The organism is Pseudomonas cremoricolorata DSM 17059 = NBRC 16634, from assembly GCF_000425745.1.
In the GTDB taxonomy this organism is placed as follows: domain Bacteria; phylum Pseudomonadota; class Gammaproteobacteria; order Pseudomonadales; family Pseudomonadaceae; genus Aquipseudomonas; species Aquipseudomonas cremoricolorata.
On the sequence record NZ_AUEA01000014.1, the window covers coordinates 95,277 to 119,290 of the forward strand.

Annotated in this window: 27 protein-coding genes and 1 pseudogene; 26 read left to right on the plus strand and 2 right to left on the minus strand. The window is 60.8% G+C overall.

Annotation, left to right across the window (positions count from 1 at the left end; all coding sequences use genetic code 11):
* Positions 1-1,173: 1,173 nt before the first annotated feature.
* Both H618_RS0116470 and H618_RS22820 read left to right on the plus strand, forming a co-directional pair.
* Positions 1,174-3,702: a DEAD/DEAH box helicase family protein gene (locus H618_RS0116470; RefSeq protein ID WP_028696113.1), complete on the plus strand. Its 2,529-nt coding sequence runs from the start codon at positions 1,174-1,176 to the stop codon at positions 3,700-3,702.
* 202 nt (positions 3,703-3,904) lie between these two features.
* On the plus strand, positions 3,905-4,807 hold the full coding sequence (locus H618_RS22820) for a hypothetical protein (protein WP_154660679.1): 903 nt from the start codon (positions 3,905-3,907) through the stop codon (positions 4,805-4,807).
* 59 nt (positions 4,808-4,866) lie between these two features.
* Here H618_RS22820 and H618_RS0116475 read toward each other — a convergent pair whose 3' ends face one another.
* On the minus strand, positions 4,867-5,883 hold the full coding sequence (locus H618_RS0116475) for a phage portal protein (protein WP_028696114.1): 1,017 nt from the start codon (positions 5,881-5,883) through the stop codon (positions 4,867-4,869).
* The gene (locus H618_RS0116480) at positions 5,880-7,637 is read right to left on the minus strand and encodes a terminase ATPase subunit family protein (RefSeq protein WP_028696115.1); all 1,758 of its coding nucleotides are present in this window, start codon (positions 7,635-7,637) and stop codon (positions 5,880-5,882) included. The genes H618_RS0116475 and H618_RS0116480 overlap by 4 nt, the downstream gene beginning before the upstream one ends.
* Before the next feature lie 152 nt (positions 7,638-7,789).
* Here H618_RS0116480 and H618_RS0116485 point away from each other — a divergent pair, with 152 nt between their 5' ends.
* The 24 genes and pseudogenes from H618_RS0116485 (at position 7,790) to H618_RS0116600 (ending at position 24,012) form a co-directional block, all read left to right on the plus strand.
* Positions 7,790-8,653 carry a GPO family capsid scaffolding protein gene (locus H618_RS0116485; protein ID WP_028696116.1) on the plus strand — a complete coding sequence of 288 codons (864 nt, stop codon included), beginning with the start codon at positions 7,790-7,792 and terminating at the stop codon, positions 8,651-8,653.
* Positions 8,654-8,684: 31 nt separating this feature from the next.
* Positions 8,685-9,692, plus strand: coding sequence for a phage major capsid protein, P2 family (locus tag H618_RS0116490; RefSeq protein ID WP_028696117.1), 1,008 nt, complete (start codon positions 8,685-8,687; stop codon positions 9,690-9,692).
* 10 nt (positions 9,693-9,702) lie between these two features.
* Entirely contained in the window at positions 9,703-10,401 is a 699-nt protein-coding gene (gene gpM, locus H618_RS0116495) for a phage terminase small subunit (RefSeq protein ID WP_028696118.1), read from the plus strand.
* Between the two features lie 101 nt (positions 10,402-10,502).
* Positions 10,503-10,964 carry a head completion/stabilization protein gene (locus H618_RS0116500; RefSeq protein WP_028696119.1) on the plus strand — a complete coding sequence of 154 codons (462 nt, stop codon included), beginning with the start codon at positions 10,503-10,505 and terminating at the stop codon, positions 10,962-10,964.
* Positions 10,964-11,176 (plus strand): tail protein X, encoded by a 213-nt coding sequence (locus tag H618_RS0116505; RefSeq protein WP_028696120.1) that lies wholly within the window; start codon positions 10,964-10,966, stop codon positions 11,174-11,176. The genes H618_RS0116500 and H618_RS0116505 overlap by 1 nt, the downstream gene beginning before the upstream one ends.
* Before the next feature lie 27 nt (positions 11,177-11,203).
* Positions 11,204-11,527, plus strand: a complete 324-nt coding sequence (locus tag H618_RS0116510) for a phage holin, lambda family (RefSeq protein ID WP_211232367.1) — start codon at positions 11,204-11,206, stop codon at positions 11,525-11,527.
* Complete coding sequence (locus H618_RS0116515; protein ID WP_028696122.1) at positions 11,524-12,366, plus strand: N-acetylmuramidase domain-containing protein; 843 nt, start codon at positions 11,524-11,526, stop codon at positions 12,364-12,366. The genes H618_RS0116510 and H618_RS0116515 overlap by 4 nt, the downstream gene beginning before the upstream one ends.
* A gap of 71 nt (positions 12,367-12,437) precedes the next feature.
* Positions 12,438-12,731: pseudogene (locus tag H618_RS0116520) on the plus strand (Rz-like lysis system protein LysB); the annotation flags it as partial.
* The gene (lysC, locus tag H618_RS23220; protein WP_245586789.1) at positions 12,655-12,921 is read left to right on the plus strand and encodes an Rz1-like lysis system protein LysC; all 267 of its coding nucleotides are present in this window, start codon (positions 12,655-12,657) and stop codon (positions 12,919-12,921) included. The pseudogene H618_RS0116520 and the gene lysC, both read left to right, overlap by 77 nt.
* Complete coding sequence (locus H618_RS0116530; protein ID WP_028696124.1) at positions 12,905-13,438, plus strand: phage tail protein; 534 nt, start codon at positions 12,905-12,907, stop codon at positions 13,436-13,438. The genes lysC and H618_RS0116530 overlap by 17 nt, the downstream gene beginning before the upstream one ends.
* Positions 13,431-13,886: a phage virion morphogenesis protein gene (locus H618_RS0116535; protein WP_028696125.1), complete on the plus strand. Its 456-nt coding sequence runs from the start codon at positions 13,431-13,433 to the stop codon at positions 13,884-13,886. The genes H618_RS0116530 and H618_RS0116535 overlap by 8 nt, the downstream gene beginning before the upstream one ends.
* Positions 13,887-14,014: 128 nt before the next feature.
* A complete protein-coding gene (locus tag H618_RS0116540; protein WP_154660680.1) occupies positions 14,015-14,230 on the plus strand; it encodes a hypothetical protein in 216 nt (71 codons plus the stop codon).
* A 22-nt stretch (positions 14,231-14,252) separates the two neighbouring features.
* Positions 14,253-15,128: a hypothetical protein gene (locus tag H618_RS0116545; protein WP_028696127.1), complete on the plus strand. Its 876-nt coding sequence runs from the start codon at positions 14,253-14,255 to the stop codon at positions 15,126-15,128.
* A gap of 38 nt (positions 15,129-15,166) precedes the next feature.
* The gene (locus H618_RS0116550; protein ID WP_028696128.1) at positions 15,167-15,739 is read left to right on the plus strand and encodes a phage baseplate assembly protein V; all 573 of its coding nucleotides are present in this window, start codon (positions 15,167-15,169) and stop codon (positions 15,737-15,739) included.
* On the plus strand, positions 15,736-16,080 hold the full coding sequence (locus tag H618_RS0116555; RefSeq protein ID WP_028696129.1) for a GPW/gp25 family protein: 345 nt from the start codon (positions 15,736-15,738) through the stop codon (positions 16,078-16,080). The genes H618_RS0116550 and H618_RS0116555 overlap by 4 nt, the downstream gene beginning before the upstream one ends.
* Complete coding sequence (locus H618_RS0116560; RefSeq protein ID WP_028696130.1) at positions 16,077-16,991, plus strand: baseplate J/gp47 family protein; 915 nt, start codon at positions 16,077-16,079, stop codon at positions 16,989-16,991. Before H618_RS0116555 ends, H618_RS0116560 begins: the two co-directional genes overlap by 4 nt.
* Entirely contained in the window at positions 16,988-17,596 is a 609-nt protein-coding gene (locus H618_RS0116565) for a phage tail protein I (protein ID WP_028696131.1), read from the plus strand. The genes H618_RS0116560 and H618_RS0116565 overlap by 4 nt, the downstream gene beginning before the upstream one ends.
* Positions 17,593-18,654 carry a phage tail protein gene (locus H618_RS22130; RefSeq protein ID WP_050577332.1) on the plus strand — a complete coding sequence of 354 codons (1,062 nt, stop codon included), beginning with the start codon at positions 17,593-17,595 and terminating at the stop codon, positions 18,652-18,654. The genes H618_RS0116565 and H618_RS22130 overlap by 4 nt, the downstream gene beginning before the upstream one ends.
* Positions 18,655-19,227, plus strand: a complete 573-nt coding sequence (locus H618_RS0116575; protein WP_028696132.1) for a phage tail assembly chaperone — start codon at positions 18,655-18,657, stop codon at positions 19,225-19,227.
* Between the two features lie 97 nt (positions 19,228-19,324).
* Positions 19,325-20,497, plus strand: a complete 1,173-nt coding sequence (locus H618_RS0116580) for a phage tail sheath protein (protein WP_028696133.1) — start codon at positions 19,325-19,327, stop codon at positions 20,495-20,497.
* Positions 20,498-20,509: 12 nt separating this feature from the next.
* Positions 20,510-21,025, plus strand: a complete 516-nt coding sequence (locus H618_RS0116585) for a phage major tail tube protein (RefSeq protein ID WP_028696134.1) — start codon at positions 20,510-20,512, stop codon at positions 21,023-21,025.
* A 23-nt stretch (positions 21,026-21,048) separates the two neighbouring features.
* Entirely contained in the window at positions 21,049-21,384 is a 336-nt protein-coding gene (locus tag H618_RS0116590; protein WP_033727734.1) for a phage tail assembly protein, read from the plus strand.
* Positions 21,385-21,392: 8 nt separating this feature from the next.
* Positions 21,393-21,512 carry a GpE family phage tail protein gene (locus H618_RS22600; protein ID WP_028696136.1) on the plus strand — a complete coding sequence of 40 codons (120 nt, stop codon included), beginning with the start codon at positions 21,393-21,395 and terminating at the stop codon, positions 21,510-21,512.
* A complete protein-coding gene (locus H618_RS0116600; protein WP_028696137.1) occupies positions 21,502-24,012 on the plus strand; it encodes a phage tail tape measure protein in 2,511 nt (836 codons plus the stop codon). The genes H618_RS22600 and H618_RS0116600 overlap by 11 nt, the downstream gene beginning before the upstream one ends.
* The last annotated feature ends 2 nt before the right edge of the window (positions 24,013-24,014 follow it).

Sequence of the window (24,014 nt, forward strand, 5' to 3'; positions counted from 1 at the left end):
GATCGTTATGAACATGCACTCCGAAGAGCACTCAGCGGAAGACCCGCATCATAGCGAATAGGAATCTTTCTCGTATTGTTTTTATTTTCGCTGTGTGTACCACCGCAACGTCGCCCTAGGCGAAACCGATGGCTGTGGGCCTCGGCGTGGTGGCTGTTGAGGGGAAAGGAATTCTCGGCTCCATGCTCGTTGGATGCCTCCTGTGTGCGGCTTGGTTGAATCCCAAGACTACGTGGAAACCAGAGAGAAACCCGTTTGGACCAGAACTCGGGGCGCTGTTTTTTGCCACCCTCAGAAACGCAAAAACCCCTGATCACTCAGGGGTTTGAATGTGGCGGAAGCGTAGAGATTCGAACTCATCAAATGGCTCAGCGCCTGGCTGGAACCCTTGATTTCCGTGGGCTTGCGGACGTGTGTGTGCGTGCTTTTGTTCCCAAGATATTCCCAGTGCTTGTGCGTGAGTCGTTCGCCTAGAAGGTAGCCGGTAGGGAAAACGCCATTTCAGGTTGACCCATCAAAAAAAGGTAATTTTGGTAATCGGGATTCGAAAAACCGCTGTAGGCCCCGCAGATCAAGGCTTGTAGAGGAGTACGGATAGGTAATTTTTTGGTAATTGAAAGGTAACTGGATTACCCAAAGAACAGGTTGATTGGTCATGTAAATAAATCGTTTAAAATCAAATAGATAGCAGAAAATTACCTTTCTGCTTACCTGAGATTACCTAGTTGGGTAATCGTCGAAACCCTTTAGATATAAGGCCTCCAGAGCGATCCGCACCTCTCCTAACCGAAATTACCTTTTTTGGATGGGTCCGGCTGAAAACGCTCTGGCTGCCCCTTTAAGGGATCACTGGACGTACTCTCGTCGCAGGGATTTGCAGGTGGGCTTGCGGCATTCCTGAGCCGTCCCAAGCCAGGGCCAACGCCATGGCCCCGCAGCGCCGAGGTGCGGAAATACCGACACGTTTAGCCCGCAGGCGTGGCGGGGGGACGATTGCGCGCCAGCTGATCTTAGTGCCTCTGAGCGATCCGCAAAGGTACCAATCGGCTGCGTCGATTACGATTCCACCTCCCAAATCCAGCGCTAACCCCGATCCACCGCTGGACTCGGAGATGGCTCTTCGCTAGCATCCCAAACAGCTATATCGACATTGAGAACGCAAAGGATACTGCGATGGTTGACTTCCGATCACGACTCAAAAATAAGACGGCAGAACGTAAAACTCATCCGATAGAGATTTATGATTCTCTGGACAGGCGCAGCGAAGCAGGGCCTCTCCGCCCATCTCAACATGCGATCTTGGATGCTTGGCACAACGACCACAGATCGAAGCGAGACAATATAATCAAGTTGCATACAGGCGAGGGCAAGACATTAATAGGCCTCCTATTGCTTCAAGCAAAGCTAAATGAAACGCAAGAACCCAGCCTATTTGTGTGCCCTAATATTTATCTTGCGAACCAAGTAAGGTTAGAGGCTAGAAAATTCGGGATCCCTTTTTGCGAGATAGGGAGCGATGGCGAAGTACCTGATGACTTCGTGGTAGGGAAAAGCATTCTAATCACACATGTGCAAAAACTTTTCAACGGGAAAACCAAGTTTGGGCTATTTAATAAGTCGATAGCCGTAGGCTCTGTTGTATTAGACGACTCCCACGCATGCATTGACTCAATCCGATCATCACTCACTGTAACAATTCCTAAAGACCACGAAATCTATAAAAAACTTCTTCAAATATTTGAGTCTGATCTCCGTGAGCAGGGTGAAGGAAGCTACCTCGAAATAGAGAACGGCACCTACAATACGATGCTTCCAGTGCCATACTGGAGCTGGATCGAACGAAAAGACGAAATCACTCGGCTACTGCTAGAATATAGAGAATATAAAAAAATAGCATTCGCCTGGGAGCTTATAAAAAATCAACTAAATCACTGCCAAGCTTTCTTCTCCGGGAACCATCTAGAGATTTCCCCAATACTCATGCCCATTGGAGCATTCGGGTCATTTGCAAAGGCGAAGCAGCGAATTTTAATGTCTGCTACTACGCAGGATGACTCTTTCGCAATCAAAGGTCTCGGTTTCGATATCAAGGCCGTTGAGCAACCACTGACCAATCCAACGCTCCGCTGGTCTGGCGAAAAAATGATCTTGATTCCGTCATTAATCGATACCACTCTAGATCGAGAATTCATCGTAGACTGGCTAGCAAGACCTTTGACAAAGAAAAAGTTTGGAATCGTGTTTCTAACTCCAGACTTCAGCAAAGAAGCACAATACTCTAAGCTCGGCGCGCAGGTAGCAAAAACGGAAACTATATTCAGCATTGTCCAAGATCTAAAAAATGGAAAAGTTGAAAATTCAGTTGTTTTCGCCAACAGATATGACGGAATCGATCTACCTGATGATGCTTGCCGTATATTGGTACTTGATTCGAAGCCATATTTTGACTCACTACTAGATCGATATGAAGAGGAGTGCCGCATTGAAAGCGACATCATCAACATAAAGGTTGCCCAAAAAGTTGAGCAGGGGCTTGGGCGAAGTGTACGCGGTGAAAAAGACTACAGCATCATTATCATTACAGGTGGAAACCTTACAAAATTCATAAAAAGCCAGTCCACCAAAAGATATTTTTCAAGTCAAACACAAAAACAAATTGACATAGGTTTACAAATCGCATCATTTGCCAAAGAAGAAACTGAGAAAGAAGCTGACCTGAAAAAAATACTCTTCAGCACCATCAACCAGTGTTTACAGAGGGATGATGCCTGGAAAGAGTTTTACGTTGAAGAGATGGAAGGAATCGACGACGCTAGTCGCCGAGAAGCCCTATATGACGTTTTGAAAATTGAGTATGATGCGGAAGTTTTGTATGCAGCAGGGAAGTTTGACAAGGCATGTGAAATCATGCAAAACCTCAGCGATCGCTTCAGCTCGAATCCAACCGAGAAAGCGTGGTATTTGCAACAGCTCGCCAGATACAAATTCAGCACTAGCAAGATTGAATCAAATACAATTCAGGCAACAGCGTTCGGCTTGAACACACACTTGCTCAAGCCGAAAAGTGGGATTACGTACAAAAAAATTAACTACATTAATGAGAATAGACTTAGCAGAATTAAAGACTGGCTTAAAAGCTTCAAGTCCAGCGAAGAGTTCCAGCTTACAATTAGCGACATCCTTGACAACTTAGCCTTTGGTGTCGCGTCTGAAAAATTTGAGGCTGCAATCAAACAAGTTGGCGAGGCACTTGGATTTATCAGTCAGCGGCCTGACAAAGAAATCAAAAAAGGCCCAGACAATCTGTGGTGCGTAGCGCCTAATAGCTACATCATGCTGGAAAGCAAAAACGAAGTAGAGAGTAACCGCGTCGAAATCAATAAGCACGAAGCGGGCCAGATGAACACTCACTGCGGATGGTTTACTGAAAATTATGGGGACGCCAGCTGTAAAAGAATACTGATAATCCCGACCAAGAAGCTGTCCTACCACGCAAACTTTACTCATGAAGTTGAGATAATGCGCAGGACTTCCCTCAACAAACTCAGAGATAACTTCAAAAGCTTTACCACAGAGCTGATCAGTTACGACTTGGAAACTATCAGCGATGGAAAACTCAACAAACTCATAGACTATTATAAGCTGGACGTTGAAAGCTTACTATCCGATTACTCAGTGAAGCACACTAAATCCGCCAGCTAGACCTAGCCCGCTATAGGCGGGCCAACCCACACAGCCCATTCGAAAGCCATTGTGCTCGCAATGGCTCTAAAATGCAAAGCTGGTGAGAGCTTCTTAACTGTCGCTTACTTTCGCTTGAATGAGAGCTCGCCGTATTTGACACTTTGGTACGACGCCATCTAAGGTGCCCGAATGGTCCAGGACTTCATTAAGAGAGATTGCAATGACCGATCTGTGGAACCCTACTAATGGGATATATACGGCCACAGCGCCGCTACTACCTGTAATCACGAATTTTCCGAGCTTAGACATAGGAGTATGGAGTAGCGCTCTCATTAGCGCCGGGTTTGGCGCTGGATTTGGTGCTTGGATGGCGGGCCGTATAGCCAGAAATGCGAAACTCAGAGACGAATTACTCAGCGAGCTTAGGGCTATTGACGTCGCATTGACTCTGTCCTTCTCAGCTCTCAATGTGGCAGGGTCGCTTAAAAAGCAATTCATTTCCGCAATTTGTGAAAAGCATAAATCTGACCTAGAACAATTTGAAGCTTACAAAGCAGAAAAAAACAAAAACATTCCCTTTAGTCTAAATATAGAAAATCTAAGAATTCAAAAAATCACACCACCTATCTCTGAGCTACAGTCCCTCATCTTCGGAAGCATGAATGTTTCGCCGAATGGGGTCAGGTCATTGACAGCGCTCGCAGATTCAGTTTCATGCTTGAATAACTTCATTGATGAGTACAATGCCATTCTTGAAAAGTTTAAGAATTCAGAATTACCTGAAGGATTCACCTCGTACCACTTTTACCTCGGCATACCCGTGAAAGGAGTGGTTAACAACGAGTACGGTACCTCAGTCCAAGGAATGGCAGTTTACGTAAATGACATTCTATTCTTCGCACGTAAACTCGCAGACTGCCTCACAACCCAAGGCTTCAACGTTCGCGACCGCTTCAAGAAGTTAACCGGCGAGAAGCGCCTAATTCGCCGACTAGCTGTTATCGATGATGAAGGCAGCCTCATACCTCCCGATAGTGATTACGAAGGCTGGATGAGAGGTTGGGAAGAAGATTCTAACGAGAATGCTATGACGTCCAAATTTTGGCATCGGAAAAAGACTTAATTTCCTCACCTTCTATAAGGCATTCGCTGCTCATTTCGCGAGACATCTCCACACCTAGGCTAGCTTGCGAAGTTTCCAAAGCGCAAAACTTCTTCGCCGATCCAGTGATTGATTTGGGCTAGGCGTGCTTGGATCGGCTCCAACTCATTCACCCCCCAAATCTCCGCCGCCTCCTTAATGGACCCAAACCCCCCAGCATTCTGCGGCACCACCCCCATCAACTGCGGCGGTATCCTCAACGCCGCCAGCAAATCATCCCGACTAATATTCTTGATCGCCCCAAAGTCATCTTTAGCCGCCACCTCACTAATCGGCAACAACTGAATCCCATCCTTCTTCCCATTCGGCGCATACATGAACAGGTTACGGAAATTCCCCGGCCCCTTGGAATTCTTCATCGCATCCCGCAGATCATCGACAAACTGCTCACTGTGCGCAGGGTCAGTCATGTACAAGATAAACCCCGCATGACTGCCATTCTGGTAATACTTACGCCGAAACAGCGTAGCGCTTTCATTCAACAACGCACTCTGTAACGCCGGCAACCATTCCGGCAAACCGTACACTTCCTGGTTGATATCAGCCTCGCGCAAGTGGCAGATGCTGCCAGCCTTGAACACATGTTCATCATTCCAGCCGCGTACCTGGTAGTAAGTCTGCAAGTCGATCCCGCGGCGCATGTACTTCGCCAGGCACGGTTGCAGGCCGAGGGCCTGGCGCAGCATGTTGTCTTTCTTCTCCAGGTACAGGTTGCCGCACCATCCCCAATCCATGACGATCTGCTCGAACGCTTGCCTGCTCAGCAGTCGGTGGGGAATGAAACTGCGCACCAGCATGTTGCGTTTGAAGGTCAGCCCTGATTGCAGATACACGCTGGCGCGGGTGGATCGGGCCAGGCCGTCGAGGTTGACCGGCGGTTCATACCAGCGGCCATTAGACCAACACTCCAGGTAGTCGAGTATTTCCCGGCCATCGAGCACGGGCACCGGTTCGCCAAAGGTAAAGGCCATGGCCTCGCCTGCCCTGCCCTTTGCAGCCAGCTCGCCGTGTTGAATCGGCTTGTCACTATCGCTCATGCATAAATCTCCATAAATCCGGTATTGGCCGTGGTCTGCCCTTCCAACGGCTCGTTGTGCAGGGCGTGAAACAGCGCCCACGCCAGATCGGCGTGGCCGGTGGATTCGGTGCGGCCTGCGGTGTAAGTGAATTGCCGCCCGCCGGCGGTCAGGGTCTTGCGGATCGCCATGAGCGACTGGGCGACGTCGGTCCAGCCGGCGTCGAACTCCAGGCGGCCTTTACTGATGACGTCGACGGCCTTCATCACCAGGCGCGACTTCACCTCTGGGCTGTAGGAAAAGGTCCGCAGCCCAGGAAAGAACTGCCGCACCAACTGCGCCACCGCCGACCCCATCCCCGTGGTGTCGATGCCGATGTAGGTGACCCAGTAGCGCTGCGTGACCTTGCGGATGGTCTCGGCCTGGGCGTTGAAGTCCATGCCGCGGAACTGGTGGCGCTCGAGCACGCGAAACGTGCCCCCCGGCACCAGCGGTGGGGCTACCACCACCAGTCCGGCGCTGTCAGTCGTTTCTGCCGGGTCATAGCCGACCCACACCTGACGGTCGGCAAAGGGTCGGGCGGCGAACGGCTTGTAGTCGCTCCACACCGCCCAGCTGTCGACCATGCATGGCTGCAACATCGCCAGAGGGAAGATGCTCGCGCCGTCGTCGACGAATTCGCACATCAGCAGGTTCTGGAATGCGGCGGCGTCGTATTCGATGCGCAGGTCATCAAGCTCGAACAGGTCGCAGCCCCGCGCCTCTGCGTCGAGAATGGTCACGATCTGCCGCCAGATCCTGTCCTCGCACAACCGGCCCTGTTGCAGCGCTCGGTGGCTCACATCCAGCTTGAGGTGTTTGGCGGTCGGCTTGCCCTTGTTCAGCCGCTCGCCCGTCCACCAGGTATACGCCGGGTGCGCCATGCTGCTGGGGGTCGAGAAATAGGTCTTGCGAAAGCGCTTTTGCAGGGCCATGGCCGAGGCGGCCTTTTCGACTTCTTTGAAGCCGTGGACCCAGAAAAACTCATCGAAGTAGAAATTGCCTGTGCGGCCCTGGGCCGTGCGGAAGTTGGTGCCAAGAAAGTGCAGCTCGGCGTTGTTCCACAGCACGATGGGATCGCCGGTCAGCTTCACGCCCAGCACTTCGTTGAGGAACGCCTGCATGTAGGTCTTGAACTGGTGCGCCTGGGCCTTGCTGGCAGAGAGAAAGATCTGATTGCGCCCGGTGGTGATGGCGTCGATCAGCGCCTCGCGGGCGAAGTAGAACGTTGCGCCGATCTGCCGGCTCTTGAGCAGCATGCGCGTGCGCTGGTTGCCGGCGCGATACCAGTCGAGCTGGTAATCGAAACACTGATCGCGGAAGGCCTCGACCAATGTTTCGATCTGCTGCTCATCCAGCGCGTTGCGCACTGCCGTCTTCTTTGGTGCTTCGTTGCGCCTGGCGATGTTGGGGTTCAGGTCTGTTTCACTGCCGCCGCCCTGGTAGCGCTGAATCCGCGCCTGACGTTCCAGTTGCCGGTGCAGCAGGTCGATTTCCTTGAAGTCGCCGCCGTTCTTGCCGTCCTTGAGGATCAGTTGCACCAGGCGCGCCTCCAACGCCCCGCCGATGCGCTCGACGCTGTCAGCCCGGTCCCAGCCGTCGCGGGCCTTCCAGCTGTGCACGGTCTTTTCCTTCTCGTGCAGGTAGTCGGCGATATCGGTGATGCGCCAGCCGGTCCAGTAAAGGAATTTGGCGTGGCGACGGGCGTCGGTGGCGGGCTGGGCGGTGGTGTTCATGGCGCCGATGCTGCCGGTCGCGGGCGCGAACCCCTATCGCGCCCGCCTGTAGCCCGCTGCCCTACAGCCAGCGCACGTTGCCGGCCAGCGCCCTGCTGCCGACCATGGCCCTCATCGCACGGCACAACGCCACTGCCTCGAGGACACCGCCCATGGCCGGCAAGACCGACACCCCCACCAAGAAACACCGCAGCAAGTTCTTCCGCGTCGCCGTGGAAGGTGCCACCACCGACGGCCGTACTATCGAACGCCAGTGGCTGGTCGATGCGGCGGAAACCTACAGCCCCAACACCTACGCCGCTCGCGTCTGGCTGGAGCACCTGCGCAGCCTGCTCCCCGACGGCCCGTTCAAGGCCTATGGCGATGTCGTGGCGTTGAAAACCGACGAGGTGGAAGTCGCCGGCAAGCGCAAACTGGCGCTGTTTGCCCAGATCGAGCCGACCGCCGAACTGATCCAGCTGAACAAGGCGCGGCAAAAGCTCTACACCAGCATCGAGATCCGCCCGAAGTTCGCCGACACCGGTCGCGCCTATCTCGACGGCATCGCCGTCACCGATACCCCCGCCAGCCTTGGCACGGAAATGCTCACCTTCAGCGCCCAGCACCCCGATGCCAACCCCTTGCAGGCGCGCAAGCAAGACCCCGGCAACCTGTTCAGCGAGGCGGTCGAGGTCGAGCTGGAGTTCGACGAAGTGGGCGACGCCGAAGGCCGCGTCGCCGGCCTGTTCGCACGAGTGCTGGAGGCCTTGGGCAAGCACCGCCACGACAACAGCCAACACGCCTTGCAGTTCACCGAACTGACCGAAGCAATAGAAGCGCTGGCCGAGCACGCCCGCGAACAGTTAACCGCCGCGGCCGTCGAGCAGGCCGAGCGCAGCACCCTCGCGACTCGCCTGCACACCCTGCAAACGCACTTCGACGACCTGGTGCAACGCCTCGGCACCACCCAGGACCGCACCCAGCAAGATCGCCCGCCCGTTTCCGGTGGCAGCGGTCGCGACCTCACCGACTGCTGAACCCCGCGCTCACGACTACCCGGAGACTTCCATGCGTAACGAAACCCGCCTGCTGTACAACGAATACCTGACGCAACTGGCGAAGCTGCACGGCGTGCCAGACGTCACCACCAAATTCGCCGCTGCCCCCGCCGTCGCGCAAAAGCTGGAAAGCCGGATTCAGGAATCCAGCCAGTTCCTCAGCATGATCAACACCTATCCGGTCACCGACCAAATGGGCGAAAAGATCGGCCTGGGCGTCAACGGCAACATCGCCAGCACCACCGACACCGATGCCAAAGCCCGCGAAACTCGCGACCCGACCGGCTTGGATAACCGCGGCTACATCTGTACCCAGACCAACTACGACACCCACCTCAAGTATCCGAAGCTCGATGCCTGGGCCAAATTCCCCAACTTCCAGGCGCGCATCCGTGACGCCATCATCAAGCTGATGGCGCTCAACCGCATCTGCATTGGCTGGAACGGCACCACCCGTGCCGCCACCTCCAACCCGGCGACCCACCCGCTGCTGCAAGACGTCAACGTCGGCTGGCTGGAAAAAATGCGCCAGGAAAACGCAGCCCGGGTGATGTCGGAAGTCGTCGCCGAGAGCGGCAAGATCGCCATTGGCGCCGGCCAGGACTTCGAGAACATCGACGCCCTGGTGTTCGCCATGGTCAGCGAGCTGATCGAGCCGTGGTATCAGGAGGACACCGAACTGGTGGTGATCTGCGGGCGCAAGATCCTTGCCGACAAGTACTTCCCCATCATCAACAGGCCCAACGCCCCCAGCGAAATGCTGGCGGCCGACCTGGTCACCAGCCAGAAACGCATCGGCAACCTGCCCGCCGTCCGCGTGCCGCACTTCCCCGCCCACGGCCTGTTCGTCACCCGTCTCGATAACCTGTCGGTGTACTGGCAGGAAGGCAGCCGCCGGCGCACGGTGGTCGACAACGCGGCGCGCGACCGGGTCGAGAACTTCGAGTCGGTCAACGAGGCTTATGTGATTGAAGACCTCGGCTGCGCGGCGCTGGCGGAAAACATCGAGATCGTTTGAGGAAACCGCCATGACTAACCCCTGCCGACGCCACTACCAGCGCGTCACCGCGGCGCAGGCTGCGGCGGCCATCGCCCCCGAACAGAGTATGGAAGGCGCCACCCAGTACGAGCTGCAGCTCGCCCAGTTGCATCAGGATCGCCAGCGCCTGTCGGGCATCCAGTCGCAGGAAGGCAAAGGCAAACTCAAGGCCGAGCTGCTGCCGGCGTATGAGGCCTATGTCGCCGGCGTCGTCGAGGCCGGCCGCGGTGCCCAGGATGACGTACTGACCACGGTGATGATCTGGCGCTTCGACGCGGGTGACTGGACCGGCGGCCTGGAGTTGGCCGCCTACGTGTTGCACCACGGGCTGCGCATGTCGGACCGCTTCGAGCGCAGCAGCGGTTGCCTGATCGCCGAGGAAATCGCTGAGGCAGCGCTCAAGGCGCAGAAAACCGGCGACAGCTTCCCCCTCGAGCTGTTGACCCTCACCGCCGAACTGACCGACGACCAGGACATGCCCGACCAGGTCCGCGCCAAGCTCAATCTGGCCTTGGGCAAAGCCACCCTCGCCGGCCTGGATGACGCCAACCCTGGCAAGCCCGGACAGATCAAGGCCGGCATCGACCTGCTGCGCCGCGCCATCGAGCTGCATGACAGCTGCGGCGGCAAGAAAGACCTGGAGCGCGCCGAGCGCATGCACAAGAAACATGCCGGCACTGCCGGCTGACCGAGCGTCCCACGCACCCGGCGGCTCGGCAGCGAATGAGGGCACACCCCAGGCCCAACAATGACCTGCCGACCACCGCCGACTTATTCGGAGCACCCGCCATGAGCGCATTCATTGCGAACGGCGCCGTCACCGGCGGCCTGATCGACAGCCATCCGTTCTGGCCGTCGATTGACCTGGACGACGTCAGAACCCGCCTGCGCATTGACTCAAGCGTTACCACGGCGCGCCTGGAAACCGCCGTGGTGGCCGCGCTGATCGAGGTCAACCGCGAGCTGACGGCCTGGCGTCAGGCCCGCCAGGCCGAAGGCTTCGAGCATCTAAATGAGGTGCCCAGCGAGCCACTGAACGGCAAGCCCCGCCAAGTGCACCTGTACCTGCGTGCGGTGCTGTCCTCGGTCGCCGCGCAGATCTGCGAGCGCTATCGCGGTTACGACAGCACCGCCAACGGCGGCAAGCGCGCCGAAGACGACGCGCCCAGCATCGACGATTACCGCCGCGACCAGCGCTGGGCCATCCGCGACTTCCTCGGCAGCTCCCGCACCACGGTCGAGCTGCTGTGATGAACGAGCCGCTGCGCACCCAGCAGCACGACACCGTCGACGCGCTGTGCTGGCGCCATTACGGCCGCACCGCCGGACTGGTCGAGGCTGTTCTGGCCGCCAACCCGGGCCTGGCCGAGCACGGCCCTGTGCTGCCGGCTGGCGTGTTGGTCAGCCTGCCGACGTTGCCGCCTGCGGCGCCAGAGCGGGCGATGGTGAACCTGTGGTCATGACCTCAACCCCCATTCGGTACCAGCGGAATGAAAACGATGCCTGAACGCCCCGACACCTGGGCCTGGCTGGCCGCCTGGCTCGAACAGCACTGGCCGAGCTTGTATTCCGGTTTGCTCGCCGTGGTCATCGCCGCGCTGCGAATCATGTACGGCGGTGGCACCTGGCGCCGCATCGCCATCGAAGCGCCGTTGTGCGGCGCCCTGGCGCTGGCTGCGAGCCATGGTCTGTCGCTGCTGGGCATCGCCACCTCGACCGCACCGTTCTTCGGCGGGGTCATCGGCTTGCTTGGCGTCGAGGGCACCCGCTCGCTGGCTAAACGCTTTTTCAACCACAAGGTAGGTTCCCCATGACCACTACGCTTCGCCACGGCGACCGCTCACAAGCAGTGCACGACCTGCAACGGCTGCTCAACCAGCAGGGGGCCAACCTGACCGTCAACGGCTACTTTGGCGACACCACTGAGGCCGCCGTGCGCGCCTACCAGCTGCGCGTCGGCCTGGTGGCGGACGGCATCGCCGGTGCCAAGACGCTGACCAGCCTGCAAGGCGGTGATTGCACTGCGCTGCTGCGCAACGCCGACCTGCTCGCCGCCGCCGAGCGCTTGGACGTGCCGGCCGCCAGCGTGCAGGCGCTAAATGAGGTGGAGTCCAAGGGCCAAGGTTTTCTGGCCAACGGCAAGCCGACCATCCTCTACGAGCGCCACATCATGTACCGGCGCCTGCAGGCGGCAGCGGCCAACGAGCAAGATCCGGACGCATCACGCCAGCGTGCCGAGCAGCTTGCGCGTGAGCAGCCGGCACTGGTCAACCCCAAGCCCGGTGGCTATGCCGGCGGCACCGCCGAGCATCAGCGCCTGGCCCATGCCCGGCTTATCGATGACACTTGCGCGCTGGAAGCCACATCCTGGGGCGCCTTCCAGATCATGGGCTTTCACTGGCAGCGCCTGGGTTACGTCAGCGTGCAGGCATTCGTCGCGGCCATGCACGCCAGCGAGTCGCAGCAATTCGAGGCCTTCGTGCGCTTCATCGAAACCGATGCCGCCTTGCACAAGGCACTCAAGGCCCGGCAATGGGCCAAGGTCGCCGCGCTGTACAACGGGCCGGATTACCAACGCAACCTGTACGACATCAAGCTGCAACGCGCCTACCAACGACACGCCGACTGCGCCCATGAGGCGGGCGTCGCGTGAACCTGCTGCCGCGCGTCTGGCTCAGCTTGCTGCTGGCGGCGACCGTGCTGGCCGGCTTGTGGGCGGCCAACATGCGCCTGCGCCTCGACAGCGCCAACGCGACGCTGCAACACAGCCAGGCCCAGCTCGAACAGGCGCAGGCCACCACCGAGCGCTACCAACTTAGCCTTGCCCAGCTCAACAAACTGCTGGAGCGCGAGCGCGCCGAGCAGGCCAGCCTGCGTCTGATGCAGCAGCAACTGCGCCAGGGGCTGGCACAACGGCAACGCCAGATCGAGAACCTTCGCCATGAAAACACCGCGCTTCGCACTTGGGCTGCCCAGCCTCTGCCTGACCTTGCTCGCCGGCTGCGCGAGCGCCCCACCCTCAGCAGCGCCGCCGCCTACCATCAGTGGCTGTCCAGCAGTGGTGCCGTGCCAGCTACCAGCGACCCGGCCGACGCGCAACGGTGAACTGCTCGACGATCTGGATCGCATCGAACAGGCCTGGGCCGAATGCGCCGCGCAAATCGATAGCCTTTACCGCCAACAGGTGAACCATGAACAAACCCGATAGCCTGCGTGCGCACTTGCTGGCCGCCGTGCCAGGCCTGGAGCACAACCCCGACCGGCTGCTGCTGTTCATCGACAAGGGCCGGGTGCGCTGTACCGCGGCGAGCAGCCTGTCGTTCGAATACAGCTACGAGCTGCAACTGATTCTGACCGACTTCGCCGGCCACCCTGATAGCGTGATGCTGCCGATCCTCGGCTGGCTGCGCACCCATCAGTCGGAGCTGCTGGTAAACCTCGACAAGTCCAACGACGGCGTGCAGTTCGAGGCCGACATTCTCGACCGCGGCAAGGTCGACCTGAGCCTGACCCTGCCACTGACCGAACGCGTCCTGGTCAAGCGCCAGGCCGACGACAGCTTCGATGTCAGCCATCCCGAAGACCCAGGCTACGCGCCTTATTCCGACTGCGGCCGCATCGAGCTGCATGCCGGCGGGGAATTGCTCGCCGCCTGGCAGCCACCGCCCGCGCCGGACGGCATGGCGCTGGTCACTCCAACGCCGAAGCGTGACCGCCATGGCTGACCTGCAAGCGCTCGAAAACTGGCTTACGCCCTTGTTGCAGCGCCTTGAACCGGCGGCGCGCCGCACGCTTGCCCGCGACCTGGCGCAACAGCTGCGCCGCAGCCAGCAACAACGCATTGGCGCCCAGCGCAACACCGACGGCAGCACCTATGCGCCGCGCAAGCAACCGGCGCTGCGCGATAAACGCGGTCGCGTACGCAACAAGGCCAAGATGTTCAGGAAGCTACGCACGACCACCCACTTGAAGGCACGCGGTGATGCGACCAGCGCCACCGTGGGCTTCGCCGGTCGGGTGGCGAGAATCGCCAAGGTTCACCAGCGAGGCTTGAGAGATCGGCCGCGGCCTGGCTCGCCGGCCGTCAAATACCCGCGGCGAGAATTGCTGGGGCTTACCGAGCGTGATGTGGAAATCATCCGCAACACCTTGCTCGATGCGTTGGCTGTTTAGGGGCCGGGTCTGGTTAGGAATGGGCCAGGCCCTGTGCTAACCTGCGCTCGGTTTGGCCAACTTTGACAACGGTCTGCTAATCTGACTGGCAGGTCCTCAGGTCAAACCTGAGACACAGGAGAATGATCGTGAGCGATAAAAATTTCTGGGAAAAGGTGTTGCAGGCGGTCTGGAAACCTTCCGAAGAGTCGCTTGCCATCGCCAGACAGCTCAATGAAGTCGCTGAGCAAGTGCAGGTCAGTGACCACGGCGCTGTTTCGATTTCCGCTTCCACCGCCTTTCGCGACGCAGAGTTCGTCAAAGCCTGTCAGGCCGCGAAGGCCGCCATCTCCAATTCACACTGAGTAAGGGCCGCCCGGTAGCGCAATGGGTTTTCTTCTCGTCCTCCCCATCCTGATCTGCGGCTTCATCTACTGCAAATACAACTTCTACGACAAAACGCTCATCGCCAAATATGAAGGGCAGTCGCTGTACCTTCATATTGCGATGCGTGGCATCGTGCTCACGTTGCCGTGGGTAGTGGTGATATTCCTGCTGGAGTGGGCCAGCGGTGGATTCTGGGGATTGTCAGACCTGCTGGCCGAACGTGGTTTCGCCAAAGATACCGAGCAGCACATGTTCACCACGCTGATCATGGCGATCGTGTTCGGCCCGCTGTATGCCTATCTAGCCGCAAAGCTGTCTTTCAAGATCACGCGCTATCGTCACGGCCTGAAAACCGACTACCTGACACGCTCGTTCATTCTCAAGACCATGCTGCCCACCAGCACCCACCAGGCGCTGCTGCTCGATTCGCTGTTCAACAAACGCCTGTACCTGTTCAGCATGGAGGACCGCAAGGTCTACATCGGCTGGGTTGAGAACTTCGGCAACCTTCAGGACCACGACTCCAACATCGATGAAGGCTTTTCGATCATTCCGATCTACAGCGGCTTTCGCGACAAAGACCGCCTGACCGTATCGTTCACCACGCCCTACGAAAAAGTGTACGAAGCCATCAAGGCTGAGCAGGCGAACGGCCCTGGTATCGGTAATGGCCTCGAAGACCGCTGCATCGGTAAAGACAGCCGCCCCGATGAAATCGGCAGTCTCTTCACCATCAGCCTTCTGCAAAAACACATCGTCTCGATGACCTTCTTCGACGGCGCGGTGTGGGAGCAATTCAAGAAGAACGAAATCCCCGCCAAGGACGCGACGCCGGCCGTAGACGCGCCTGTAGAGCAGGCTCCGACAGGTCAGTGATGCTGTAAACGGCCGCGGCGCCCGCGATCATCAGCGGCATGACCGAACTCGCAACGCTACACCGCCTTCTGGAAAACCTCATCCGCCTCGGCACCATCGCCGAGGTGCAGCACCGTCCGCCCAGAGTGACGGTCAGCACTGGCGATCTCATTACTACTTGGCTGCCCTGGATCGCCGGCCGTGCTGGCGCCGACCAGGAATGGGACCCGCCCACCGCAGGTGAACAGGTACTGCTGCTCTCCCCCAGCGGCCAGTTGGCTAATGGTTTCGTCATCACCGGCCTGTTCAGCGACGCCTTGCCGGCCAACGGCGAGCGCGCCGGCCTGCACCGGCGCAGCTACGCAGACGGCGCGGTGATTGAGTACGACAGCCTCGCCCATCACCTCAGCGCCGTACTGCCCGAAGGCGGCACCACCCACCTGACCAGCAGCGGCGGCCTGCATATCGTCGGCCCCATCACCCATGTAGGTGACTACACCCAGACCGGCAACCAGACCATCACCGGCCAAGTCAACGTCAGCGACGATGTGGTCGCCGCCGGCATCAGCCTGGTCGAACACCGGCACGGTGAGGTCAAGCAAGGCAATGACCTGAGCGGGGCGCCGCAATGAACCGGCTCGATGGCTCGTCGCTCGACCTGCGCAGCCATATCGCGCAGTCATGCCAGGACATCCTCACCACCCCCATCGGCACGCGACTGGCCCGCCGCGAGTACGGCAGCCTGCTGCCGGAGCTGATCGACCAACCACAGAACGACGCAACCCGCCTGCGCGTCTACGCCGCCACGGTCATGGCGTTGATGCGCTGGGAGCCGCGCATCCGCCTGGCGCACGTGCACCTAAGCACACCGGGGCTGCATGGCGCTGCGCTGCTGGAACTGACCGGTGTACTGGTCGACGACAACCAGCCCCTGAGCCTGCGCGTGGCGCTGAACCTGGGGGGCCGCGCATGAACACCTTCACCCCTATCGACCTCGGCCAGTTGCCCGCGCCGCAGGTGGTCGAGCAGATCGACTTCGAGCAGATCCTCAGCGAGCGCAAGGCCTACGCCATCAGCCTGTGGCCTGCCGACCAGCAGGCCGAGATCGCCCGCCGCCTGGCCTTGGAGTCCGAGCCGATCACCAAGCTGCTGGAAGAAAACGCCTACCGCGAAATGATCTGGCGGCAACGGGTCAACGAGGCGTCGCTGGCCGTGCTGCTCAGCTCGGCACGGGGCAGCGATCTGGACCAGGTTGCGGCCAACTTCAATGTCGCCCGACTGGAGATCCGCCCGGCGCAGGCGGACGCGACCCCACCGGTCATGCGCGTGATGGAAAGCGACGACGCCCTGCGCGAGCGTGCGCAAATGGCCTTCGAAGGCCTGAGCACCGCCGGTCCGCGCAACGCTTACGTGTTCCATGCCCGCGGCGCCGATGGCCAGGTGGCCGATGCCACCGCGCACAGTCCGTCGCCGGCGGTGGCCGTGGTCACCGTACAGTCAGCCCTGGGCGATGGCAGTGCCAGCGCTGAACTGCTGGAGACCGTGCGCCGCTACCTGGACGACGAGAACCGCCGGCCAGTGGCAGACCGACTGCATGTGCAAGGCGCCGAAGTGCTGCCGTATCAGGTCAAGGCGCGGCTGTTCCTGAAAAGCGCCGGGCCGGAAGCGGAGCCAATTTTGGCCGCGGCCAAGCAGCGCTTGCTGGCGTTCGTCCATCAACGGCGCCGGCTGGGCATGCGCGTGGCGACCTCGGCGCTGCATGCCGCCCTGCACGTCGAGGGGGTGCGCCATGTCGCGCTGCAAGACTGGTGCGACATTCAGGCAACCGAGGCGCAGGCGCCGTACTGCACGCACATCGAACTGAGCCTGGCGGGTGAGGCATGAGCCTGCTGCCGGGCAATGCCACGCCCTTGGAGCGCCAGGCCGGGCAAGCCTTGGCCCAGATTCAACGGGTGCCGGTGCCGATTCGCCATTTGCTCGACCCCGCGCGCTGCCCGCTAGCCCTGCTGCCGTACCTGGCCTGGGCCTTCTCCGTCGACCGCTGGGACAGCCGCTGGCCGGAAGCGGCCAAGCGTGCGGCCATCCGCGCATCGTGGTTCATCCATGCGCACAAGGGCACCCTCGGCGCGCTGCGCAGGGTGGTCGAGCCGCTGGGGTATCTGATCGAGGTGGTGGAATGGTTTGAAACCGAGCCGCCCGGCGTGCCCGGCACCTTCGCGCTGAAAATCGGTGTGCTCGACGAAGGCATCACCGAAGCCATGTACCAGGAACTGAGCTGGCTGATCGACGACGCCAAGCCCCTCACCCGCCACCTGACCGGGCTGGCGATCACCCTCTCGACCAACGGCCGCGTGCGCATCGGTGCAGCGCTGTGCGACGGCGATGCGCTCAGCATCTACCCACCCGCACAACGCGACATCGAGGTCGGTGGCGTCATCGCCGGCGGCGGCCGCACCCACTCCATAGACGCTCTGGACATTCACCCATGACCGATCAGACCTCGCAGTTCTTCGCCGTGCTGACCGACCTCGGCGCGGCTAAGTTGGCCCGTGCCAACGCCCTCGGCCTGCCCTGGACGGTAGCGCAGATGGCCGTCGGCGACGCCAACGGCACGCAGCCCCTGCCCGACCCCACACAGACCCGCCTGATCAACGAGCGCCGGCGAGCACCGCTCAATCAGCTCAGCATCGACCCGCGCAATGCCGCGATCATCATCGCCGAGCAGGTCTTGCCCGAAGAAGTCGGCGGGTTCTGGATTCGTGAGCTGGCGTTGTTCGACAGCGAGGGCGACATGGTCGCCGTCGCCAACTGCCCGCCCTCATTCAAGCCGCTGCTGGCGCAAGGCTCCGGGCGCACCCAGGTGTTGCGCATTCATCTGTTAGTAAGCAACACCGCCAATATCGAACTGCGCATCGATCCGGCGGTGGTGCTGGCGACGCGGGACTATGTCGACCAGCGCCTAATCGAGGTGCTGCCCGCCACCCGGCCAGCAGGCAGTTATACCCGCGTCGAGATCGACCGACGCGGCGTGGTCATCGCGGGCAGCAACCCTTCCACGCTGGCCGACTACGGCATTACTGATGCCTATACCCGCAAGCAAACCGATGCTCGCCTGGCGACCAAGGTCGAGGCTGACTGGGTCGATGTCATCGGCCTGGTCAGCAACAACACCAGCATTCCTTACATGCGCGCCAGAACTGGTGAGATGGTGCACCTGGTCACTACCCAGGACCTGCCGCGCAACACCTGCAAACGCGGCACCCCAGGCTGGTGGCGCTGCGCCGATACCGGCCTGCTACGCCAGCGCGTAGCCGTGCACATTGGCGACGTGGCGCTGGCCTGGACCGGGGCTGTGGTCTGGCCCATTGCGTTCCCCAACCATGCCGACTCTGTACTGATCGGCATTGCCTTGAGTGACGACAGCCCTGGCACCCTTTCGGCCTCCTATAGCGACCTGACCAAGACCGGTTGCACGCTGCGTGTGGATGAGTGGGACGTCAACCTGCAGTACGGGCTGACGTTGTTCGTCGTGGTGGAGGGCTACTGAATGGCGATCTACTTCCATACCCAGACAACCGGTTTCTACCTCGATGAAGTGCACGGGCCGCGCATGCTATCGATGCCAGATCCTGCCTGGGAGGCGCCTGCCCTCACCGCCGGCGAAACTGAACCCCACGACAACGACGAGCTGCTCTTGCATGCCACCGCTAACGCTGCACCTGTGGAGCAGATAGAAGTACCCAACCCCGACTGCACGCTTCCGCCGCAACATGAGCTGATTGAGGTGAGTACCGAGCGCTACCAGCAGTTGCTGGAGGCGCAAGCTGCAGGGCTGATGATCGGCGCTGATGCCGACGGCGCGCCGGTTGCCGTGTCACCGCCCCCGGTGCCGCCGCAGGAACTGGAACGGCGCGAACGCCTATGGCGTGATCGCATGCTGGAGGCGACTGACAGCCTGGTCGCACGCCACCGTGATGAACTCGAAGCCGGGGGCGACACCACCTTGAACGCCGAGCACTACGCCGAACTGCAACGCTATCGGCTGGCGCTGCGCGGCTGGCCGGAGCATGAGCAGTTCCCGCAACCCGCAGCCCGCCCCACCGCGCCCCTGTGGCTGTAACCCTTGTGCTGCGGGGCGCTACAACCCCCTGCGGTCGCCCTTTCCCCCGATAGCCGGCAGCCTGTGCAGTGTCCCCCCCACCGCACAGGCACCTCCCATGGCCGACGAATACCACCACGGCGTACGCGTCCTCGAAATCAACGAAGGCGCTCGCCCCATCCGCACCGTGTCAACCGCCGTGGTCGGCATGGTCTGTGTCGCCGACGATGCCGACCCCGACCTCTTCCCGCTCGACACACCCGTGCTGCTGACCAGCCTGCAAAGCGCCTTGGGCAAGGCTGGCGACAGCGGCACCCTGGCGCCGAGCCTGCAAGCCATCGCCGACCAGACCAGCCCGGCCACGGTTGTCGTGCGTGTGGACGGTGGCGACAGCGAAGCCGAGACGGTCAGCAATCTGATCGGCACGACCACCACCGAGGGCAAGTACACCGGCATGAAAGCCCTGCTGGCGGCAAAAACCCGGCTCAAGGTCAGCCCACGGATTCTCGCCGTGCCGGGCCTGGATACCCTGCCGGTGGCCAGCGCTTTGGTCGCCGTGGCCCAGCAACTGCGCGGGTTCGCCTACCTCGGCGCCAGTGGCTGCAACACCAAGGAAGAAGCCGTTGCCTACCGGGAAAACTTCGGCGCCCGCGAAGCCATGCTGATCTGGCCGGACTTCCAGGCCTGGAGCGTGGCCAACAACCGCACTGTCAACGCCCCGGCCACTGCCCAGGCCCTGGGCCTACGCGCCAAGCTCGATCAGCAGGTCGGCTGGCACAAGACCCTGTCCAATATCGCGGTCAACGGCGTCACCGGTATCAGCGCCGATGTGTTCTGGGATCTGCAGAATCCGGCCACCGACGCCAACTACCTCAACGGCAACGAAGTCACCACGCTGATCAACCAGGGCGGCTTCCGCTTCTGGGGCAGCCGCACCTGCGCCGACGACCCTTTGTTCGCCTTCGAAAACTACACCCGTACCGCCCAGGTGCTGGCCGACACCCTGGCCGATGCCCACTTGTGGGCCATCGACAAACCCATGCACCCGTCACTGGTGCGCGACCTGCTCGAAGGCATCAACGCGAAGTTTCGCGACCTGGTCGCCGGCGGCTACCTGCTCGGCGGCAGTGCTTGGTTCGACGACGAGGCCAATGCCGCGACCCAGCTCAAGGCCGGCAAGCTGTTCATTGATTACGACTACACCCCGGTGCCGCCGCTGGAAGACCTCACCCTGCGCCAGCGCATCACCGACCGCTACCTGGTGGACTTCGCCAGCCGCATCAACCGCTAACGGAGACCCACCATGGCCCTGCCGCGCAAACTGAAAAACCTCAACCTGTTCAACGACGGCCACAGCTACCTGGGCGTGTGCAAGAGCTGCACCCTGCCGCCGCTCAGCCGCAAGATGGAGGGCTACCGCGGTGGCGGCATGAACGGCCCGGTCAAGGCTGACCTGGGCATGTCCGACGACGGCATCCAGTTGGTCTGGAAGACCGGCGGCCTGGACCTGATCGTGCTGCGCCAGTTCGGCACCTTGAAGGCCGACGGGGTGATGCTGCGTTTCGGCGGTAGCTACCAGCGCGACGACAGCGGCGAGTACACCGATGTCGAAATCGTCGTGCGCGGCCGTCACGAAACCATCGAAATGGGCGACGCCCAGCCCGGCGAAGACACCGAACACAGCATCACCACCACCTGCACCTACTACAAGCTGACGGTCGACGGCGAGGTGCTGATCGAAATCGACCTGCTCAACTTCATCGAAATCATCGACGGCGAAGACCGTCTGGCCGCCCAGCGCAAAGCGCTCGGCATCTGATCCCACGCCCCGGAGCACTGACCATGTCCACCCCTTCACCAACTGACGAGCTGCAACCCAAGCCGCAACCCCAAGAAGACAACCTGGTCGAGCTGGAAACGCCGGTACGCCGCGGCCAGAGCGAGATCAGCAGCTTCATCCTGCGCCGCCCCAAGGCCGGCGAGCTGCGCGGCCTGCACTTGTCGGAGCTGCTGCAACTGGACGTCGCCAGCCTGATCAAGCTGGTGCCGCGCATCAGCCCGCTCAACGAATTCGAAGTGAGCCAGCTCGACCCGGCGGACTTGGTTGCCGTGGGCATGAAGGTGTCGGGTTTTTTGCTGCAGAAGCAGATGAAGACCGACGCCTCCCTGCTTGCGTAGAAGACGCCATGGCTGACTTGGCGATGGTCTTTCACTGGCGTCCGAGTGACATGGACCCGCTGGCGCTGGGCGAGCTGATCGCCTGGCGCGAACGCGCACGGATCAGGAGCGAGGCCCATGGCCAATGACCTGCGCCTGAGCGTCTTGCTCAGCACCATCGACCGCGCGACGGCGCCGCTGCGGCGAATCAACCAGGGCAGCCAGGACACCGCACGCGGGCTAAAGGCCGCCCGCGAACGTCTGCGCGAACTGAACACCCAGCAACGCGACATCGCCGGCTGGCGTACCCAACTCAATCAGTCCCGGCAAACCGCTCAGGCGCTGCAACAGGCTCAGGAACGGGTGCGCGCCGTCGCCAGGCAAATGGCCGCAGCCGGTGCGCCGATCCAGGCGATGACCCAGCAAATGCGTAACGCCGTGGCCGAGGCGCGGCGGCTGAGTCAGGCCCAGCAGCAGCAAGCGGCGAATTTGCAGCAGACCCGCACACGGCTTCAGGCGGCCGGCATCCAGACCCGCAACCTCGCCAGCCATGAGCGCGACCTGCGCACACAGATGGCTGCGGCCAATGCCTCGATCAACACCCAAAGCCAGCGTCTAAGTCAGCTCGCTGCGCAACAATCCCGTGTCGCCAATGCTCGCGCCAAGCTGGGTAGAGCCCAGCAGCTTGGTGCGGGGATGGCCGCATCCGGTGCCAGCGGCATCGCCACCGGCAGCAGCGCCTTGTACACCGGTGCACGACTGATCAAGCCGGGGTTGGAGTTCGACGCGACCATGAGCAAGGTGCAGGCGCTGGCCCGTCTCGACCAGGGCGATGCTTCCATGCAGGCATTGCGTGCCCAGGCCCGGCAACTGGGCGCCGACACCAGCTTCACCGCCACTGATGCCGCCCAAGGCCAAGGTTTCCTGGCGATGGCGGGCTTCGATCCCAAGGCCATCCAACAGGCCATGCCGGGTATGCTCGACCTCGCCAAAGCCGGTGACAACGGGCTGGGCGAAACCGCCGATATCGCCTCGAACATTCTCACCGGCATGAACCTCGGTGCCGGTGACATGGGCCGACTGGGCGACGTCCTGGTCGGCACCTTCACCCGCTCCAACACCAATCTGCAAATGCTCGGCGAAACCATGAAGTATGTGGCGCCCGTGGCGTCGAGCGTGGGTCAGGACTTGGAGACCGTGGCGGCGATGGCCGGCAAGCTGGGGGATGCGGGCATCCAGGGCAGTATGGGCGGGACCGCATTGCGTTCGATCCTCGGACGCCTCAGCGCGCCGCCGGCAGCCGCGGCCAAAGCCCTCAAGCGTCTGGGCGTAAGCGCCAAGGATGCAAAAGGTAATCTGCGCGATCTGCCGCAGGTCTTACAGGAGATTTATCAGAAGACCCGCCACCTGGGCGACGGCGACCGCGCCGGCGTACTCAAGGCCATAGCCGGCGAAGAAGCGGTGGCGGGTATGCAGGTGCTGGTGGCGCAGGCTGGCCAGGGCAAGTTGCAGGCCTTCATCGAAACGCTGAAACAGACCCGTGGCGAAGCCCAGCGCACCGCCAAGGTCATGGGCGATAACCTTGCCGGCGACCTGAACACGCTCACCAGCAGTTGGCAAAACCTGGGCATCGAGTTGCAAACCCAGCAGAACGGCCCGCTTAGAAGCATCGTGCAAACCGTCACCGGCTTGATCCGTGCGCTCAAGCGCTGGGCGGCCGAGAATCCCCAGCTCGCTGCCGGCCTGGTCAAGGCTGCGGCCGCTGTGGCTGCGCTGGTTACGGTCATGGGCGCGCTGTCGTTGGCGCTCGCCAGTGTCCTTGGCCCGTTCGTGCTGATCCGCTATGGGCTGATGATGCTCGGCATACGCAGCATGGGGCTGCTACCGGTGTTGGGCAAACTGGCTGCCGTCCTGGGCGGCGCGTTGATCACCGCGCTGCGTACGGTGAGCCTCGCGCTGTGGGCGCTGGCAGCCAACCCGGTGGTGCTGACGATCGCGGCCATAACAGCAGTCCTCGCTGGGTTGGCCTACCTGATCTACACCCACTGGGACCTGCTGAAGACGATAACCGCCGAAGGCTGGTCGTGGATGACCCGTGCAGTGGGCACAGCCGTGCAAACCATGGCCGAGGTCATCCTCGCCTTCCACCCTTATGCCCTGCTGTTCCGGGGTTTCAAGGCTGCGTTGGGGTACTTGGCAACGCTGCCGGCCGTATTCAGCGAGTTCGGCGGGATGATCGTCGATGGCCTGGTCGCCGGACTGCTCGGCGGCCTAAACCGGGTCAAGGCGGCCATTGGCGAGCTGGGCAACGGCACCATCGACTGGTTCAAGGACAAGCTGGGCATACACAGCCCGTCACGGGTATTCGCTGAGCTGGGCGGGTTCACCCGTGACGGCTTGGCCATGGGGCTGAACCAGGGTATCGACCTACCGAATGTCACCCGCCCGGGCATCACCATCGATGACCGTCCGCCGATCAGCGCCCGCGCTTCTGCGCGCCTCGACAGCCACGACACCTATCAGATCGCCATCCACCCCACCCCTGGCATGGATGCCCAGGCCATCGCCCGCGCCGTGCGCGCCGAACTGGCCCGCGTGGATCACGAAAAAGCAGCACGCCAGCGCAGCCGCCTGACCGACCTGGAGTAACC